Origin of the sequence: Yersinia sp. IP36721 (assembly GCF_003634395.1) — a bacterium.
Taxonomy (GTDB): Bacteria; Pseudomonadota; Gammaproteobacteria; order Enterobacterales; family Enterobacteriaceae; genus Yersinia; species Yersinia entomophaga.
In genome coordinates, this window is sequence record NZ_QCZL01000014.1 from 19,770 (window position 1) to 36,403 (window position 16,634).

Here is a 16,634-nt window from a genome sequence, read left to right on the forward strand (position 1 = left end):
TGCTATGCCGGGTGTCTCTATAGGATGCCCGGTAATTTTTACTTTTTCTGCCAGAGGTTCTATGTCTTTTATCTCACGATTGGCCATTCCCGTGTGTCTGATGTGTTTATGTCTAGGCAACGCCGGAGCTGTGACGGTGCAGGATCAGCAGGGCGCTTTTACTTTCAATGGCATGGCTTCCCGGGTTGTGGTTTTGGAATTGTCATTTGTGGACGCTTTAGCCTTAGTTGAAGTTAGCCCGGTAGGCGTAGCGGACGATAACGATCCCGAAAGAATATTGCCGGAGGTACGCCAGCGCATTCAGCCGTGGCAGTCGGTTGGAACACGTTCACAGCCGAGTCTGGAAGCTATTGCGGCTTTAAAACCGGATTTAATCATCGCGGACAGCAGCCGCCACGGTGGTATTTATGCTGCGTTAAAAGGCATTGCGCCGACGCTGATGCTTAAGTCTCGCAATGAAACCTACAGTGAAAATCTGGAATCAGCGGCGATAATCGGTGAAGTGTTGGGGAAAAATGCCTTAATGCAGCCGCGCTTGGCCGAACATCATCAACGTATGCAGGCTTTTGCCGGCCAGTTGCCGGAAGGTGAAAAAGTGGTATTCGGTACTTCCCGCGAACAGCAGTTCAATCTGCACAGCCGTGAATCTTACACTGGCAGCGTTTTGACCGCTTTGGGCCTGATCGTGCCTGAACCCGTGAATAAGCAGGCGCTCGCCAATATTAGTCTCGAACAGCTATTAGCGATCGATCCAGAATGGCTGATCGTCGCGCATTATCGTCAGGAAAGTATTGTAAGACAGTGGCAGAAAGATCCGCTGTGGCAGGTGATGAAAGCGGCACAGCAAAATCATGTTGCTGCGGTAGATAGCAATACCTGGGCGCGTATGCGCGGGGTTTTTGCCGCAGAGCATATCGCCAGTGACGCCGTGGCCATTTTGCATCATCGGTCAAGAAACGAAACGCCATGATCGCAATGTTATTATGCTAATAAAACGCCTTTTTATCGGGTGGCGCTGGGCATTGCCACTGTTGGTATTAGCGCTTGGTTTCTGGCTCACGTTGTTTTGCCGCTCGGCCGTGCCGATTGCGCCGTTAGAGGCGCTGCGCGCTTTGTTTCCGGGTGCGCCGGCAACCTTGGCGCAGGCTTTGGTGCTGAATCTCCGCTTGCCGCGCAGTCTGGTCGCCATGCTGTTGGGTGCCAGTCTGGCTCTGGCGGGTAGTCTGCTGCAAACGCTGACCCGCAACCCGCTGGCTTCCCCCTCATTATTGGGGATTAATGCCGGAGCCTCGCTGGCGATGGTAGTGGTTAGCGCTCTTAGCCCGCAGCTGTTTTCTGGCTTTAGCATTGCTTTGGCTGCCGCCTTAGGTGGAGGTATCAGCTGGGGCGTTGTTATGCTACTTGGCGGCGGCTGGCAGCAGGCAGGTGACCGTAGCCGGCTGGTTCTGGCGGGCGTTGCGGTATCGGCACTATGTGCTGCTCTGGCCAAAGCAACGCTGATTTTGTCTGAAGATCAGGCCTACAGCATACTCAACTGGCTAGCCGGTGGCGTTGCTCATGCGCGCTGGCCGGAGTTTTGGCATTTATTCCCCTTCACGCTGATCGTGGCTCCACTGGCGTTGCTGCTTGCTAGCCGCTTGAATGTATTGCAGGTCAGCGATGAAAGCGCTCACTCACTTGGAGTGAACCTTCCTCGTTTGCGATTATTAATTAATCTGATGGTATTGCTGCTGGTGGGCGCCTGCGTGAGCGTAGCTGGGCCGCTGGCCTTTATTGGCTTGTTGATACCCCATATGGCGCGAGGTTGGATCGGTTATGACCTACGCCGTATGCTGCCTGTCAGCATGATCATGGGGGCTACGCTGATGTTACTGGCGGATTTACTGGCGCGAGTGCTGGCGTGGCCGGGCGAAATCCCCGCCGGTGCAGTGTTGGCTTTGATTGGTGCGCCGGTCTTTATCTGGTTGGTCAGGAGCCGAACATGAAGCGCCCATTCATCACGTTGATACTGCTGCCGGCGTTGGTATTGCTGACATTGTTGCTGTCACTGCGTTATGGCACCCACACTTTGAGTTTCAGCCAGATGCGCATGGCTTTTCTTCCGGCAGACGACAACTATTTTCCGCTCGTCGAATACCGTTTGCCTCGTGCGCTGCTGGCAATGATGGTTGGCGCGGCGCTGGCATTGTCCGGTGTATTAGTTCAGGGGGTGATTCGCAATCCATTGGCGTCACCGGATATTTTAGGGGTGAATCATGCCGCAGGGCTGGCGTCGGTTAGCGCCTTGATGCTATTTCCCGCTCTATCGGTACTGTGGTTGCCGCCGATTGCTTTCATGGGCGGCGTATTGGCGTTTATGCTACTTCGCGTCTGCGCGGGTCAATCCGCCGCGTTAAAACTGGCGCTAACTGGCGTGGCTCTGACCGCTTTTTACGCCAGTCTGACCGATTATCTGATGCTGTCACATCCGCTGGAAATCAATAACGCGCTGTTATGGCTGACCGGCAGTTTGTGGGGGAGAGGCTGGTCATTTGTTCTGGTTATTGCTCCCTGGCTGGTCATCCTGTTGCCGCTTAGCCTGTGGTTTTGTCGCGATCTGGACGTGATGGCGCTGGGAGAGAATAGTGCGTCAACGCTGGGCATTTCGGTACGGCGCGTACAATCGCTGGTATTAATATTGGCAGTAGCGCTGGCGGCTATCAGCGTGGCTGTATGCGGCCCGATTGGATTTATCGGGTTGGTCGCCCCTCATTTGACCCGAAAACTAGTCGGTGGGCGTCATTTGCTGCTGATTCCCGCGGCAATGTTGGTGGGGGCGCTTATCCTCCTATGGGCCGATCTACTGGCCAGAACGCTACATCCTCCCCTTGAACTGCCAGCCGGCGTATTAACCGCGGTGATTGGCGCTCCTTATTTTTTCTGGCTTTTGATGAGAAACCGCTGATGCAACTCTCAATTGAGAACCTGCGCGCTGGCTACGGTAAAAATACCATTCTTAGCGACTTATCGCTGACTCTGCCAGCGGGCAAAATTACCGCATTGCTTGGCCCGAATGGATGTGGGAAATCAACTTTGTTGAAGTGTTTTTCGCGTTTGCTGACGCCATCATCTGGCAGCATATGGCTTGATAACTATCCTATTTCCGCATTATCTAGCCGCGAACTGGCTCGTCAACTCGCATTGTTACCGCAACAGCACGTTGCACCAGAAGGTATTCGGGTATGCGAACTGGTCGGCTATGGCCGCAGCCCGTGGTTAAATCTGTGGGGGCGGTTAAGCGCCGATGACAAACGCAAAGTTGAGCAGGCGATGCGCGATACTCAGATCGCGGATCTGGCAGATAAATTGGTCAGCGAGCTTTCCGGAGGGCAGCGTCAGCGAGCATTTCTGGCGATGGTATTGGCGCAGCAGACGCCGCTGTTATTGCTCGATGAACCAACAACTTATCTCGATATTAATCATCAGGTTGAACTAATGGCGTTGCTCCGTCGGCAAAATCAACAGGGAAAAACTCTGGTCGCAGTATTGCACGACCTGAATCAGGCTAGCCGTTATTGCGACAATTTGGTGATGATGAGGCAGGGCAAAGTTATTGTTCAGGGTACGCCGGAGGAGGTGATGACGCCGGAGCTCTTGGCGGAAACTTTTCAGATTGACGCGCAAATTCATCGCGAACCGATTTCTGGCCGACCGATGTGCATTGTGAAATGACGCCCCGCTTTTCATCTAATAGATTGCTGATTGAGTAAAATACAAGGCGGATTAGGCTGCGTCTTTGCTCTGAGAGAACGAATTGTTAACAAGACTAATAAAAACAAATGACGGTTAAAAAGTAGCAGAGAAAAATAGTAGAGAAAAAAATAGCAGTGAGAAACCGTAACGTTGATAAAGAACGGCGGTGAGAACTAATGGCCGTAAAAAGCGTATATCCACAGCCGTAGATATACGCGCACTTTGCATGACGATTATCGGATACAACGTAAGGTATTACAGTGCCAATTTGATTTCATTCGCCAAAATGTCACTGATATTTTCGTGTGTTTTCGTGGTTGGATGCATATTATCCCAGAAAACAAAAGCGCCATTACTATTCTTACATTCGTCTCGTGGTGACGCACCGGTAATATAATCGAGACTTGAATCTCGCAAATTCAAACAGGTGTCTTTGGAGTTAACATAGCCAAATTTCTCAGGGTTTTTGATGATATCCTCAAACGCCGTATTTAGATTTGGCATAATCCATTTAACATCAGGATATGTCGATTTCAGTGAATTGATTAATGAGATTAGCTTAGTGTTAAACTCGATAGATTTATTTTTTAACTTGTCTTTATCAGATTGACTCCAACCTTTAACAGCAGGAACAGTAGAAAAGTTGGGTAGACTAAATACCGCAATCTGCTTCGCGCCTAGATTCTTTAGTCGGACTAAATCATTTTTATAGTTATTAATGATGTCATCAGGTGACTTGCTGCCCGTAATGAAATCATTGCCACCAAATAAAGCCAGAAAAAGAGTTTTACCGATAGAATACCCATCAGATTTTTTTATATAGGACTCAAAGGAGTCCAGCTGCTGCCCAAAGCCGGAGAAGATAAGGCCGCTGCCGCTCTCCGCGTTACCTGTTGCCCAAGTGTAGCTAGGCACTTTAATGTGTTTTTGGCTCAGATACTCATGCCAAACCAATCCATTTGAGAAGTGCCCTAAATACCAGGTATTACTGTTAGGCACAGTTCCGTAGGAACCATTATAGACATTGATCGTATCTGATAGACTGTCACCAAAGACAACCATTCGGTCCAGTTTAGTTTTACCAATATCAATTGTCGGTATTTTGTCTCCTTCATTCCAGAACGAATAGTAGTAAGACAACGTGTAATCTGACGCATAAGGGATAAGGTCGGTAAAACTAATATTTTTCTTATTTAATGTATTAATACAAACGTCTTTGATTTCCTGATGAGTTGATTTCGTATAAAACATATTGGCTAAAATAGCGCTGGAATACCAATGGCCATTAACGGTGGCATAATCATTGGCTGAATTGCCTGCGCGGCCCCATTCCCAGGATGACGTAGCGTCAAACGATTTATCTTTGTTTTTCCGGTAAGCACACTTTATATAGGTATAGGTTTCACTCTTATTGAGTGATTTTTGCATGTTCTTTTCAGGTGGAACACTAGTCTCTGAAATTGAACTCACATCATTAGCTGCATAAGATGAAATGCAAAAAATAGATAACAATAAAGCCATAGGCATCTTATTCATTTTTTATTTCCTGTTTGTTTTTAGTTTTAAATAGAATTGAAAATAATCTCTATATTAATAAAGCTATTGTTTTTGGTGGTAAGAAACACAAATATTCGCGGCCTGACCGGCCAGCTCTTTTCGATCGCTGGAAACAAAAATGCCAGAAATATAGTGACCCTCGAGAGCGAATTTCCGATAGTTAGTTGAATAGCGCTGACCGACACTCAAGGTTCGGCCATCGCTTAAGGTAAATTTAACCTCATCGATAGCTCCATTTCCCCAGGTTTCGAGCGTATTAATCAGGCTTCCATTAAGTTCTATTGAGCGGGATTCACCGGTAACCGTACCCTGTTGGTATCTGTTGCCGTTTGCAAAGATAATTTCGAACCCGCCTACTCGCAAAGCTCCGCCAATACGCTGGATATAGCCTTTAATCGATTTAATCTGGTTGATGCGACCATTAACCAGACTGGGTTTGAATGGCTCAGGCATATTAATTTCATCTTTTAACGCTAAAATCCGAGCCTGGCTGGTTGGCCAGCCAAAGAAGGTGAAATAACACAACGTTTTTAAATACAGACCTTTCGTATTACTGCCATTTTTTTGAACGTTTTGAATGATCTCTGTATATTCCATACCATGTACCCGGCAATAACCGTGGGCGTACATGACATTATTTGCCACTGTATTGGGTGAAGATTCGTTGTACTGAATATCTAGCTCTGTATCGTAAATACCCTGTGTATAATCTTCGACATGCTTTACCAGTTGATCAATGTTCCGCTGAAGTTGCCCAACCTCATTGTTGTTTAATCCAATTTCATCTTTACGCTCAATACCCATAGTCCAGTACATGATTTGCATCAGAGCAGTCGTCGAATACATGGAAAGAATATGGTAATTGGTTTTGTGATCAAAGGTAGTGAACTTGCGCTGTACGCTGTCTAAATTTACGGAGACACTCATATATAAGCTTTTGGCTTCTGGCGTACCGGGATGATCCTGTAGCGCGGAAACTACGGATGCAATCTTGCCTTTAAGTTCGGCGATATCGCCTAATAAGATACCCTGAATCGCTTTAAGGACACTTTCCTCAATAAGCTGGTGCAGCTGTCCCATCATTTCCTGCCAAATATCGCGTTCTTGATCTTTCCAGAAGAAATCGATAATTGAGGACAGATAATCTCCAACGTAAGGAATAAAGGATATACCTTTAATTATCGCTTGCTTAAGGATAGCGGAAGAATTCCAGTCAAACTCGTAAGCCGAGCTAGCATAGACAGGGTAAGGAGTCAGACTGGCGATATTGTCATACTCTGTAATTTTATTCATTTAACTTACCTTTTATTTTCATGATTTATTCAAATCAGATTGAATATTTAAAACTTTTTTTTGGCCATAAAAAGTCTCAATCCGGCTTGAGCCGAAATTCAGAATTTTATGTAAAGTCCTGGCTCTTCACTGGCATGAAGATAAGATTTTTCAGGCTGTTTCTATTTTCCTCTGATAGAAGATTTACAATCCGTTAATTAATCGCTACTTTTATTTCTCCTCTGCTGTTACGTACGCTTTTCGGCTGGTTTTATTTACCAATACCACTTTGCTGTAATATAGAGAGTTCGATGGTGACTGCAGTAACTTAGATTCACCGACACTCACCTCAATGGACGTATAAAGGAACCATTGGCTAGTGAAACTGTGCGACCAATAATACTCGGCAGTAATGAGGTTTGCCGCGCCATCATTAGTGATCATTATGTTTCGGCGGCTTTCTGGAATAATGGGAGTGCTTTGATAGAAGACCTCGGTGCTGGAGTTTGGCGCTACTTCGGCTGCGACTCTTGCTCTGAGGGGGGCGGAGATTAAAGCCGCTGCTTGAGCTTTATAAATTTCAGTTGGTTTTTCCACTTCAACTGTATTTGATTCTGTATTAATCGTGATGGTTACCTTGTTCATATCTTTATCCTTTTTTATACCAACCAATTTGTTGGTACGAAAAGACTATTCAATAAATCACTGATTAAGAAATCAATATCGGGTTATAATTGATGATATCGTTAATGCTCTATTTTTATCTTAACTAAGCTATTCGTGTTTGATTTGTTGAGTGATGACAGCGATATTTATATTTTAATGCAAAACTTATTTTGTTTTTTTTATTAAATTATAAGTTATAACGTATTTAATTGATTAAATAATAATGGCTTGATCTGATGCGCTAAATTTATTGCATTCTTTTGCGCCTCTTTTCAGGCTGTGGTAGGGAAAACTTGAGGACGGGAGAGAAGCGGTCAGTGACGTTGAATAAAGTTAGTGAGAGAGGCGTATTTCTGAAAGGTTTTCTTATTCATTAATGGGGAGTATAGGGGGGGTAAATATTAGGCCTATTTTAGTCTGGATAATCTTGCTGCGTTCAATCTCATACGGGTGGACTAACTCTCAAAGATTATGTGGGATAAGTTTTATCGGAGAGTTATTTGGACTCTGTGGGAGTGCATTTTGTCGGATAGCTGTGTTGGGGTAATTCGAGCAGCTTAGGCCTTTTCGGCCTGGATGACATGCGGTTGTTCCCGTAACAATGCATTTTTCTTCTCCAGCTGTTTTGTATGCTGCGCTTGTTTGGTTATAGCCGAGGCTAAATCTTCAGCCTGTCTTTTCAGCTGTAATAACCGGGCATTCAATAAGTCATTCTGCGCTTTTAGCCGTTGATTATCCCGTTGAGCTTGGTTAGACGTTCGCTGCTGATGACGAACCAAAAGTACGATAAGAAGCAAGGCGAACAATAATATTCCGGTGCTGTAGATAGTTGGGAGTAAAAATGTCATGAGTAGCTCTTTGTGAAAGTTAAAATACTGAGTGAACAACTTGGACCCATTGGGGACTAACTATTGGTTAGTTCTGTCTGTTGGCATGGTTTTGTATAAAATAAGCCATGTTACTTCCCTGACGAATTAGATAAACGGTGCCATAAGTAGCTCAACGCTGTGCTGCCCATTGTGCCGAATAATCCAGAAAATAGGAATGTCATGTAATGGCTGGCGCCGCTCTCAAAACTTAATAATCCACCTAATAAACCGGTGAAGCTTGATATCGTTATTTGGCTGAGCACACCCATCCAACTCCATTTACTGCGAGTGCCTTGTCTGTCCATCAGGTATCGTACTAAACCTCCCCAAGCAGAAAAAATGCCGATAATTATCCATGTAATAATCTGTGTTTCTGCCGGGGACTTTAGTGACATGCGGTTATCTCCATTTATTTGCCACTGTTAATGGCTAACTGATAATACCTATCCGCTCTGTGTTATCATGAAAATCAGTGTAATCAATCATTTTAACTCGCAACTATGGTAGTTAATTTCATCTCTCGTATGAACTAAATGAGAATTAAGTCAACAGAGAGGTGTGGTAATTAATTTCCGTTTTTGCCCGATTCGTTTGGATAAGTTAAATGCTATTTCTCATTGTCGTTCGATACTCAATGGTTTGATTATTTATAAATAATAAATTATTGCTTCTGTTCTATTCAAGTTATTTACGATTCTTTTAGTTTATCCAGTTTGAGACGCTGGATTATCTTTGGTTATATACCTGTTGGTTATACTGTCAGAGTTTCAGATCTACTTATATTGAGGTTAATCCTGATTATAATGAATTATTTTCCTTAATGTTCAGTAAGAACTTGACCAGAAAACACATGATCCCATTATTGCTTGCAATAATTGTTATGATGTTCCGCTGGACTTTGCAATTTCCGCCGTTGTTCATTGAGATGGATATCTGAATGACATCACCTATGGTTGATAATTTACTCCTTAAACGATAAGCCAGCTGCGAAACGTTACCTTTACCGATAATGCTCTCTCTACCTTTCCAAACGTGAGTGACGATTTCGTTTATAGGAATACTATTATTTTTCCTGCGATTGAGCAGGAACTGTAGCATCAAAAATTCCTTTTCTGTCAGCACGATCTTCTTATTATCATAATGCAATGACTTTTGTGCTCCATCGATAAACAAGACCTTCATTATCATTCTCCATATGAGTGAGTCATTTATTAGATAAGAATGATAATTCATGAGGTGATTAATTAACACGCTAAATTATACTTGAGTTTTATTTTTTGAACGAAGTAACAAAACGTGTGACTGGTAGTACTTTTTGATCTTTTGTTATTGTAGTCTTGGGTATTATATTTTTCTTTTTTTCAAAATTGATTTTCATCATTAAATTAGTTGGTTACCCAATCCAGCTTTGCATTTTCGTTGGACATCCCTATTTGTTTTTCTCGGATTTTTCTCATTTTTTCAATTTTATTGTGATTGTTATGAGTAAGAATTAGCTTTACTGTTTAGTATTGTTTTAATTTATCTGTTAATAAATAGGGTAATTAACATTCCTGCTTCATATTAATGCACTGGGTCTGTTGAGCGGAGATTAACTGATTAGCCTCGCTAAACGAAAGGAGTTTTGGCCTCCTGAGAAAACGCCGGAAAAGTGCAACAGACTAAGGATATATCGCTAAAGAATGCCATATCGCAGAGATTCAATTGCCAGGAAGAAGAGAATCAGGGTGAGGCATACCTATAATTGATTATGTGAGCGCTTTTAATCTAAGCGTCTCGCAGTTATGCCATTGTTGATAAAGGGTAAACTCAATAATGTAATTGATTGATATAAATAGATATTAATATCGAATAAAGCGTTTTGGTAAAACAGGTTATCTTAATAGTAATAATTAAGTGCGTTAATACTTTTTGGAAAAGACATGATTCTAATTATATATGCTCATCCTTATCCGCAGCATTCTCATGCGAACAAACGCATGATAGAGCAGGCGGAGACTCTCGAAGGTGTAGAAATTCGCTCTCTTTACCAACTTTATCCCGATTTCAATATTGATGTCGCCGCTGAGCAGGCAGCGTTGTCTCGTGCCGATCTCGTTATCTGGCAGCATCCGATGCAGTGGTACAGCATGCCGCCGCTGCTTAAGCTGTGGATGGACAAAGTTTTGGCTCATGGTTGGGCTTATGGTCACGGTGGTACGGCGTTACGTGGAAAAAATCTGATGTGGGCGGTCACCACCGGCGGTGGCGAAAATCATTTTGGCATGGGGAGTCATCCCGGCTTTGAGGTGCTTGCTCAGCCGTTTCAGGCCACGGCACTTTATTGCGGTCTGAAATGGTTACCGCCTTTTTCCATGCACAATACTTTTATTTGTGATGATGAAACGCTTCAGGCCCAGGCTCGTCATTACAAACACCGTCTGATGGAATGGAAGGAGGCGTTTTATGGATAGCCATATGCTCATACAGGCACTGATTTATCTTGGTGCAGCGGCGTTGATCGTACCAATTGCGGTGCGTTTGGGATTAGGTTCGGTATTAGGCTATCTGATCGCCGGATGTATTATTGGGCCGTGGGGATTACGGCTGGTTACCGATGTTGACAGTATTCTCCATTTTGCCGAAATCGGCGTGGTATTGATGCTGTTTATTATTGGTCTTGAGCTCGATCCGCAGCGACTGTGGAATTTGCGCGTCTCCGTCTTTGGCGGTGGAGCATTACAGATGGTGGCCTGCGGCGCACTTATCGGGTTGTTCTGTATGTTGCTGGGTCTGCGCTGGCAAATTGCCTGTTTAATTGGGCTAACATTGGCGCTCTCCTCAACGGCAATTGCTATACAGGCGATGAATGAACGAAATTTAATGGCTTCGCAGATGGGGCGCAGCGCTTTTTCCGTATTGTTATTTCAGGATATAGCGGCGATTCCTCTGGTTGCGATGATTCCACTTTTAGCTGCCAGCGAATCATCCACCACTCTGGCTGCTTTTGCGTTTTCAGCTCTGAAAGTTGCCGGAACGCTTACGTTGGTCATTTTGTTGGGGCGTTATGTCACCCGTCCGGCTCTGCGTTTTGTTGCTCGCTCTGGTTTACGCGAGGTTTTCAGTGCCGTAGCGCTATTTCTGGTATTTGGCTTTGGTCTATTACTGGAAGAAGTCGGATTATCTATGGCGATGGGGGCTTTTCTCGCCGGGGTGTTGCTGGCGAGCTCTGAGTACCGACACGCGCTTGAGAGTGATATTGAACCCTTTAAGGGTTTGTTATTGGGGTTATTTTTTATCGGTGTCGGGATGTCGATCGACTTTGGCACGCTGATCGATAATCCGCTGCGTATTATCGTTTTGCTGGCGGGCTTCCTTATCATCAAAACGACAGTCCTGTGGTTAATTGCGCGTCCGCTTAATGTTCCTCGCAAGCAGCGCTATTGGTTTGCCGTATTTTTGGGACAGGGGAGTGAATTCGCCTTTGTTGTTTTTGGCGCGGCGCAAATGGCGAATGTGTTAGAGCCAGACTGGGTGAAATCCTTGACTTTGGCCGTGGCGCTTTCAATGGCGATGACGCCGATTTTACTGGTGTTGTTGGCGCGAATGGAGAAATCCGACCACGGACCGGAGCGCGAAGCCGATGAAATTGATGAAGAACAGACGCGAGTCATTATTGCCGGATTTGGTCGTTTCGGGCAGATAGCAGGCCGCTTGCTGCTTTCCAGCGGCGTGAAGGTAGTGGTACTCGATCACGATCCTGAGCATATCGAAACCCTGCGGAAATTCGGAATGAAAGTGTTTTATGGTGATGCGACACGTATGGATTTGCTGGAATCCGCAGGGGCAGTCAAGGCGGAAGTGTTGATCAATGCCATAGACGATCCGGCAACCAGTATGCAGCTTACGGAAATGGCGAAAGAGCATTTCCCAAACCTGCAAATCATTGCTAGAGCGCGGGATGTCGAGCATTACATTCAGCTTAAACACGCGGGCGTTGCTCAACCGGAGCGTGAAACCTTTGAAGGGGCGTTGAAAATCGGGCGTCTGGCGTTGGAGAAACTCGGTCTGGGCCGCTATGAAGCGCGGGAGCGCGCCGATCTGTTCCGCAGATTTAATCTCCAGATGGTACAGGAAATGGCGGAAGGGGAGAGCGATACCCAGTCTCGCGCTGCGGCATATAAGCGAACCAGCGAAATGCTGACGGAAAGCCTTGCCGAAGAACGCGCTCATCTTTCCCTCATTCAGCGTCATGGTTGGAAAGGAACCGATGAAGGCAAGCATACGGGTGAAGTAGAGGATAAATCGGAATCCCAATCTTCCTGATGATCTAAGTAGAATGCTGTGCTCCACCTATATTCTTTTCTTAATAAATAAGGAATAGAGGTATAGGAAGTCGGAGTGTAGAAAAACAGGTGTGCAGCATTCTTTAGCAGTATCGGTAAATCAAATATCAGTATGTGTGCTATACGTTATTTTTTCTATAATACACTGTATTTTAAGCAAATTTTCTATGCGTCAAGATCTTAATGACCTGTATTACTACGTCCAGGTAGTGGAGCACGGTGGATTTTCTCAGGCTGCTCGCGCGCTGGATATGCCCAAATCAAAACTTAGCAGGCGCATTGGTATGCTGGAGGAACGTTTGGGAGTGCGGCTTATCCTACGTTCAACCCGTATTTTTACCGTCACTGAATTGGGGCAGGCTTACTACACCCAGTGTCGATCTATGCTAGTTGAGGCTGAAGCCGCGCAGGCCATTATCGAATCAGCACAGTCCGTGCCTTGCGGAACCGTCCGACTGGCTTGCCCGATAACTATATTGCATGCCTATGTGGGAGATATGTTGGTAGATTTCTCCTTACAATACCCCGATGTCAGTATTCAGCTCTTAGGTATGAATCGCCCCGTAGATATTCTGACTGAAGGTGTAGATCTGGCCATCAGGGTAAAGCCTTTGCCTGTGGATGGGGCTGATTTAGTTATGCGAGGGTTGGGCTATGCCGCTCAGTACCTTGTCGCTAGCCCGATTTTACTGGAAAAATATGGTATGCCGTTGACGCCGGTTGATTTGGCGTCGTGGCCAACGCTTGGTTACGGGTCTTCTATGGAAAAACATTGTTGGACGCTGATGGGAGCCGATGGGATGCAAACCACCCAGCACCATGTGCCTAAATTTGTCTCTACCGATATGGAAACCTTATGCAAGGCGGCAATTGCCGGAGTTGGTGTGGTTCAGCTTCCGGCGATGATGGTGCGATCTCAGCTTGAACATGGCCGTTTGGTTCGTCTGCTACCTGACTGGGCGACATGTCGGGAAATTATTCATGCGGTATTCCCTTCTCGGCGAGGGCAGCTTCCATCTATTCGCGCCTTGATTGATTTTCTGGCTGAACGATTCGGAACGATAAAAGAAGGGCGATAGGGCACTGGTCTATTCGATTCAAGCCTCGGTTGTCCGTTGGTACGAAACAGGTTCAACCGAGGCTTGTCTAACTATGGATTACCTGCGGATTAACGCTGAGAATCCAGTTTTTCGTTACTTTTCAATACTTCCTGAGCTTTGCTATAGCTTTCAATCAGCAATTGATAGGCTGGAAATATCTGAGTGTAAACCTCCGCCCATGCTTCGGCGTCCGCGCGATTCCAGGTGCTCTGAAGTTCTGCGGCCACGGCGGCGGTATCCATTGGTACTACCCCTGCCTGAACGATGCGGGCAAGCGTAATTTCCTGCGCCATCTTGCTGTAAGTGCCTGATGCATCGATGACCGCGAACACTTTATATCCCTCGGCGACGGCGCTAATGGACGGGAAAGCCATACAAACGCTGGTAATAGTGCCTGCGATAATCAGGGTTTTGCGTCCGGTTGCTTTTACCGCTTTAACGAAATCCTCGTTGTCCCAGGCGTTGATTTCTCCTTTACGTGCAACGTATTGGGCGTGCGGAGCATTTGCATGAATTTCTGGAATCAACGGGCCATTCGGACCTTGTGGAACGGAAGCCGTGGTGATTACCGGCATGTTGCACAGGGTCGCCATTTTTGCCAGCGCAGCAGCCCGAGCGCGTAGCTCCGGCATTGGCATATCGGCCACGGTTTGGAAGAGGCCGCTTTGGTGATCAATCAGCAGCATCACGGAATCGTTGACATCAATAACTGGGCGTTGACCATTGAAATTAGCTGGGATAGACATCGTATTCTCCTTTGTTGTACTTAGGTGCGACCGAATCGGTTAGGTTTCAGCAAAGCTGTTTCACTTAATTACTATATATTCACAACAACAAGCGGAGTAGACGCGAAAATAGCTCATTACGTTCTATAAATAGAACAATTAGGTCGCTCTGATCTACAGGGTTTTTACGGAATGAGTCCGTGTGGCATTACGGCGAGGGGAGTGATGCAAATCGCGGAGGGAAAGCATCCGACCGCGCGCTTGCTACAGAAACACGCTTTATTTTAGATTGGCGCTAAAACCCTTACTGTTTCCTGAATCATCAATCAAAGCAAAAGTAAGGCTAGTGCTGCCAGCTGCCGGAGAGCGGTTGAGAGGAAAGTTGAGCGTTGAATACGGGGAAACCATATCCGGCAGACTTTCCGCTGAGTCTAATGTCAGGGAGGCGACCGACGCATAATAAGGCGTCGGATTATCAACTTTGACCACTGCGGTATCGCCGTTGCGCTCTAACGTGAAGGTTAATGCTTTACTCAGCGTGTCTCCCGGCGCAGCTATATTCTTAGGGCGATAAAATACTTTGTATTGCATACGTAGTGCCAATGTCACGAAAGACTCGTTATCGACTTGAGTGACGGTCTTTGGCGGAATTTCGTAGACATTGAGCCAAAATGCGGACTCTCTATCTGTCGGCAACTTACTGACGCCGGATAAAATGAGTCGCAGGCTGCGCTGCGCCTGAGGTTGTAGACGAAACAGCGGCGGAAGCACTAATACAGGAGAAATTGCTTTCTCCGGCGTTGCCATTAAATCGCCATCATCTACCCAGACCTGCACCGCCACTGGATAGCTATTGCTGTTAACCAATTGCAGTGACTCTTCGGTATGGCCTTCACTAAAGATCACGCGCGTTCTTTCCGCTATCACGCTGGCCACGGCGGGTGTGCTATGAGCCACTATTAGTAGCAAAAGTAAGCGGGTGATGCCGCTAGTCAGGCGTTTGAATGGCATATTATTGAACACGGATAACCACTTGCGCATGTGCATTCACCGCTCCTGGCGTAACAGTTTGCCCGCTGATCTTGCCTAACTCAGCCCGAAAGTTTTCAGTGTAGCTATTTCCGCCGGTTACACTGCCGGTGGTTTGCTGCGCGCCGTCGAAGATGCCATACCAGCCACCGCTATTACCGGTTAATGTCACGTTTTTTGATAGCAGATTAATTGGGTTATTGTTGCGATAAATACGGATACCGACACCGCTGGCCGTTCCGGATGCACCATAATTATCTGATATCAAATGGCTGATACCGCCACTGCCATTCATTAATCCCAATGATTGAGCTTTTGCTGCGTTTGCTGCGGGAACCAAAAAGCCCATCGCAACTGCGCCAGAAGTCACTCCAGATGTGATGCCAGTTTGGCATTGAAAATCCACGTGAAATTCCGCCGAACTGGTGTTGCCGCTATTCAGCTCTGCTACAGAAATTCTGGGTAATATCACCGTTGGTGTAAAATTGGTCACGGCGCAAATCGTCGTCCGGCGGAAGGTAACATAATTGTACAGGCCGATTGACGCAGGCCAGGTTGCATACCAGCCGGGCCAGTTTGATACCGCATCAGTGCCTTCAATCGGCCCATTGATACCCGGCCCTTTAAAGGCAATATAGGCGTTGGGCTGAGTGTAGGCATAGGTATAAGAAGCCGCGTTATTGGTACCACTTCGGGCATAATCAATGCGAAACAGTTCGGTATAGATATTGCTGAAGTTCTTCGCTTTAACCAGAATACGGCCGGTGCTGTCCTTATCAAGATCGGTCAGGCGACGGCCTTTCCATAATCTAGAGTAATACTCACCAGTTGATAAATTAGTAATACGGATAACAACGTTACGTACATAGGTGGCGAAGCCAGAGGGAACGTTGCCAGCAATGGTGCCGTCCTCATTTTTACCCGCATAATTATTATCACCGTTTGTGGCATACATTTCGAAGATCTGATCTACGTCGGCTGCATCACAGCGGAACAGCACTCGTTCGGGATCATAGCCAGTATTCAGGGCAAAAGTGGTAAAGTTTGATGTCGCCGCTGCTAATAATGTGCCATCCGGCTGGAAATTTGCATTGGTACTGAGGTCGATAATGCCTGGTAAACCCAGCGAGCCATTATTGTTATCCAGAGAACCCGCCCAGGAACCCGCCGTTCCATCACCGGCACCTAGCTGACTTTGCGCGGTAATTTTAGAGCAGGCTGACCAGGCAGAACCACTGCTTAGCCCGATCAGTATTATTAAACCAGCCAGAATACGCGGGCGGCGATAACAGGCAGTGGACGTTGGCCGTGAGACTTCGCAAGGTATTAACTGCTTTGTTGGTCTTAACATTATTTTTC

At 46.2% G+C, this 16,634-nt stretch carries 16 protein-coding genes; 7 read left to right on the forward strand and 9 right to left on the reverse strand.

Annotated elements, in window-relative coordinates; genetic code table 11:
• Nucleotides 1-61 precede the first annotated feature (61 nt).
• From DBA33_RS12585 to fecE, 4 genes are read left to right on the forward strand one after another with little or no spacing between them, the layout of a single operon-like run.
• Complete coding sequence (locus tag DBA33_RS12585) at nucleotides 62-970, forward strand: Fe(3+) dicitrate ABC transporter substrate-binding protein FecB (RefSeq protein WP_064515088.1); 909 nt, start codon at nucleotides 62-64, stop codon at nucleotides 968-970.
• A 13-nt stretch (nucleotides 971-983) separates the two neighbouring features.
• Entirely contained in the window at nucleotides 984-1,985 is a 1,002-nt protein-coding gene (gene fecC / locus DBA33_RS12590) for an iron-dicitrate ABC transporter permease FecC (RefSeq protein ID WP_064515086.1), read from the forward strand.
• Nucleotides 1,982-2,944, forward strand: coding sequence for a Fe(3+) dicitrate ABC transporter permease subunit FecD (gene fecD, locus DBA33_RS12595; protein ID WP_064515084.1), 963 nt, complete (start codon nucleotides 1,982-1,984; stop codon nucleotides 2,942-2,944). The genes fecC and fecD overlap by 4 nt, the downstream gene beginning before the upstream one ends.
• Nucleotides 2,944-3,711: a Fe(3+) dicitrate ABC transporter ATP-binding protein FecE gene (gene fecE, locus DBA33_RS12600; protein ID WP_120806580.1), complete on the forward strand. Its 768-nt coding sequence runs from the start codon at nucleotides 2,944-2,946 to the stop codon at nucleotides 3,709-3,711. Before fecD ends, fecE begins: the two co-directional genes overlap by 1 nt.
• Before the next feature lie 276 nt (nucleotides 3,712-3,987).
• Here fecE and DBA33_RS12605 read toward each other — a convergent pair whose 3' ends face one another.
• The 6 genes from DBA33_RS12605 to DBA33_RS12630 all read right to left on the reverse strand — a co-directional run bounded on the left by DBA33_RS12605 (nucleotide 3,988) and on the right by DBA33_RS12630 (nucleotide 9,278).
• The gene (locus tag DBA33_RS12605) at nucleotides 3,988-5,268 is read right to left on the reverse strand and encodes an SGNH/GDSL hydrolase family protein (protein ID WP_064515080.1); all 1,281 of its coding nucleotides are present in this window, start codon (nucleotides 5,266-5,268) and stop codon (nucleotides 3,988-3,990) included.
• A 63-nt stretch (nucleotides 5,269-5,331) separates the two neighbouring features.
• A complete protein-coding gene (locus tag DBA33_RS12610; RefSeq protein ID WP_064515078.1) occupies nucleotides 5,332-6,582 on the reverse strand; it encodes an insecticidal delta-endotoxin Cry8Ea1 family protein in 1,251 nt (416 codons plus the stop codon).
• A 210-nt stretch (nucleotides 6,583-6,792) separates the two neighbouring features.
• Nucleotides 6,793-7,206: a hypothetical protein gene (locus DBA33_RS12615; RefSeq protein WP_064515076.1), complete on the reverse strand. Its 414-nt coding sequence runs from the start codon at nucleotides 7,204-7,206 to the stop codon at nucleotides 6,793-6,795.
• A gap of 578 nt (nucleotides 7,207-7,784) precedes the next feature.
• Nucleotides 7,785-8,075 (reverse strand): hypothetical protein, encoded by a 291-nt coding sequence (locus tag DBA33_RS12620; protein WP_064515074.1) that lies wholly within the window; start codon nucleotides 8,073-8,075, stop codon nucleotides 7,785-7,787.
• 110 nt (nucleotides 8,076-8,185) lie between these two features.
• Nucleotides 8,186-8,491 carry a phage holin family protein gene (locus DBA33_RS12625; RefSeq protein ID WP_071925577.1) on the reverse strand — a complete coding sequence of 102 codons (306 nt, stop codon included), beginning with the start codon at nucleotides 8,489-8,491 and terminating at the stop codon, nucleotides 8,186-8,188.
• 403 nt (nucleotides 8,492-8,894) lie between these two features.
• Nucleotides 8,895-9,278 (reverse strand): helix-turn-helix domain-containing protein, encoded by a 384-nt coding sequence (locus tag DBA33_RS12630; protein ID WP_064515072.1) that lies wholly within the window; start codon nucleotides 9,276-9,278, stop codon nucleotides 8,895-8,897.
• 740 nt (nucleotides 9,279-10,018) lie between these two features.
• Between DBA33_RS12630 and kefF the strand changes: the two genes are divergently transcribed.
• From kefF to DBA33_RS12645, 3 genes are all read left to right on the forward strand, one after another.
• Complete coding sequence (gene kefF / locus DBA33_RS12635) at nucleotides 10,019-10,549, forward strand: glutathione-regulated potassium-efflux system oxidoreductase KefF (protein WP_064515071.1); 531 nt, start codon at nucleotides 10,019-10,021, stop codon at nucleotides 10,547-10,549.
• Complete coding sequence (kefC, locus tag DBA33_RS12640) at nucleotides 10,542-12,401, forward strand: glutathione-regulated potassium-efflux system protein KefC (RefSeq protein WP_064515070.1); 1,860 nt, start codon at nucleotides 10,542-10,544, stop codon at nucleotides 12,399-12,401. Before kefF ends, kefC begins: the two co-directional genes overlap by 8 nt.
• 187 nt (nucleotides 12,402-12,588) lie before the next feature.
• Entirely contained in the window at nucleotides 12,589-13,500 is a 912-nt protein-coding gene (locus tag DBA33_RS12645; protein WP_120806581.1) for a LysR family transcriptional regulator, read from the forward strand.
• Nucleotides 13,501-13,589: 89 nt separating this feature from the next.
• On the opposite strand, the gene DBA33_RS12650 is transcribed toward DBA33_RS12645, so the two are convergent.
• The 3 genes from DBA33_RS12650 to stbD form a co-directional block, all read right to left on the reverse strand.
• Nucleotides 13,590-14,267, reverse strand: a complete 678-nt coding sequence (locus tag DBA33_RS12650) for an isochorismatase family protein (protein WP_064515067.1) — start codon at nucleotides 14,265-14,267, stop codon at nucleotides 13,590-13,592.
• A 258-nt stretch (nucleotides 14,268-14,525) separates the two neighbouring features.
• A complete protein-coding gene (locus DBA33_RS12655; protein ID WP_120806582.1) occupies nucleotides 14,526-15,293 on the reverse strand; it encodes a molecular chaperone in 768 nt (255 codons plus the stop codon).
• Entirely contained in the window at nucleotides 15,259-16,626 is a 1,368-nt protein-coding gene (stbD, locus tag DBA33_RS12660) for a fimbrial usher protein StbD (RefSeq protein ID WP_120806583.1), read from the reverse strand. The genes DBA33_RS12655 and stbD overlap by 35 nt, the downstream gene beginning before the upstream one ends.
• Nucleotides 16,627-16,634 lie beyond the last annotated feature (8 nt).